Genomic DNA, 1,176 nt, shown 5'->3' with positions numbered 1-1,176 from the left:
CGCCACGTCACATAGGTGACGAACAGCCCTTCGAGGGTGGCGACGGCAATCGCGAACTCGTGGAACAGGTGATTTTCGAATTTTAGCGCGGGATCCTGCTGGAAGTACAGGTAGGCGATGAACTGGGCGGGCATCAGGGCGAAGGCGATGAGGAGAAGGCTCATATACGCCTGTGTGACCTGCCGGAGTGCGTTGGTCGGTTCGTGTACCGCAAGATTGGTGCTTATATGCATAAACCGTCTCCCATGATGACCTGCGGTCGTTTCATGGACTCTTGAGCGTCTCCGAGGAATACGCTGGCCTAGAGCACCTTCGGTCCCTGCTGCACTACTCAGATGAAGGAGCCACGGTGCGTCGCGGTCGGAAGGCCATTCAACAAGCCGGCGCGTGCGATCACCGCTGCACCGGTGCTTTCCCTTCATCTGCTGCACCCGTCGAACAGTCGGCGGCGCCGAAAGGATCGGCCTTGTCGTCCAGAAGCGGCCCACGTCCCGCGGCTGGGATCAGCAGGCCGTGGGCTACATTCATGTCTTCGAGCCCATCACGTTCAGCCTACCCGCTCCGCTGACGGTCAGCGTGTCGTGTGCGTGTTCAGCAGATGGTCCCAGCTGCTGCCGCGAGTTGTTACGGTCTGCGGGGCGCTCGAAAACGCGCCATCGGAAGACAAGAAAATCATGAGCCCGTTGAGGAAAGGATTCTGCGTATTACCGTACTCATCCGTCTGCCTGCCGCCCGCCGGTAGCGCCCCCGCGACAATAGCCCGTTACTGGTTCGGCTCCGAATCAACACGCGTGATGAGCAACACCGTAAGCGTCAGCACACTTTGATTGACGAGTTTCTTGTAGACCATCTGAGGCCTCCTTCGTGTGGAATTGCACAACCGAAGCCGTTAGCATACCTAACCCTGTTTAGTTAGCCACCTGCCAAACCTTGTAGGTTCCTGGCACAACGAGGTCGGCCGTCAAGCGCTTCAATTGCGATGCTGGCACGCAACTTGCTGCGCTATGATGACCGAATTCCGTTCACCTACTCCCGGTCATGTAGGGCGGGCTCGCCTTAGGCGAGTCCGCTCGCTCAAAGATGCATGCTGGTGTGTTGCGTAATGAAACCACATGTTCGTGCTGCTGCGGCAGCAACCGCATTTGCGCACGGCCTTCGCCGCGATGTTGTGAGCGT

At 58.5% G+C, this 1,176-nt stretch carries 1 pseudogene; it reads right to left on the bottom strand.

The window, feature by feature from the left end:
• Positions 1–233: pseudogene (locus tag CQ12_RS42240) on the bottom strand (GGDEF domain-containing protein); the annotation flags it as partial.
• Between the last annotated feature and the right edge of the window lie 943 nt (positions 234–1,176).

The organism is Bradyrhizobium jicamae (assembly GCF_001440395.1).
GTDB classification, from domain to species: domain Bacteria; phylum Pseudomonadota; class Alphaproteobacteria; order Rhizobiales; family Xanthobacteraceae; genus Bradyrhizobium; species Bradyrhizobium jicamae.
The sequence above is the reverse complement of the archived record's forward strand: the minus strand, read 5'-3'. Positions and strand labels throughout refer to the sequence as shown.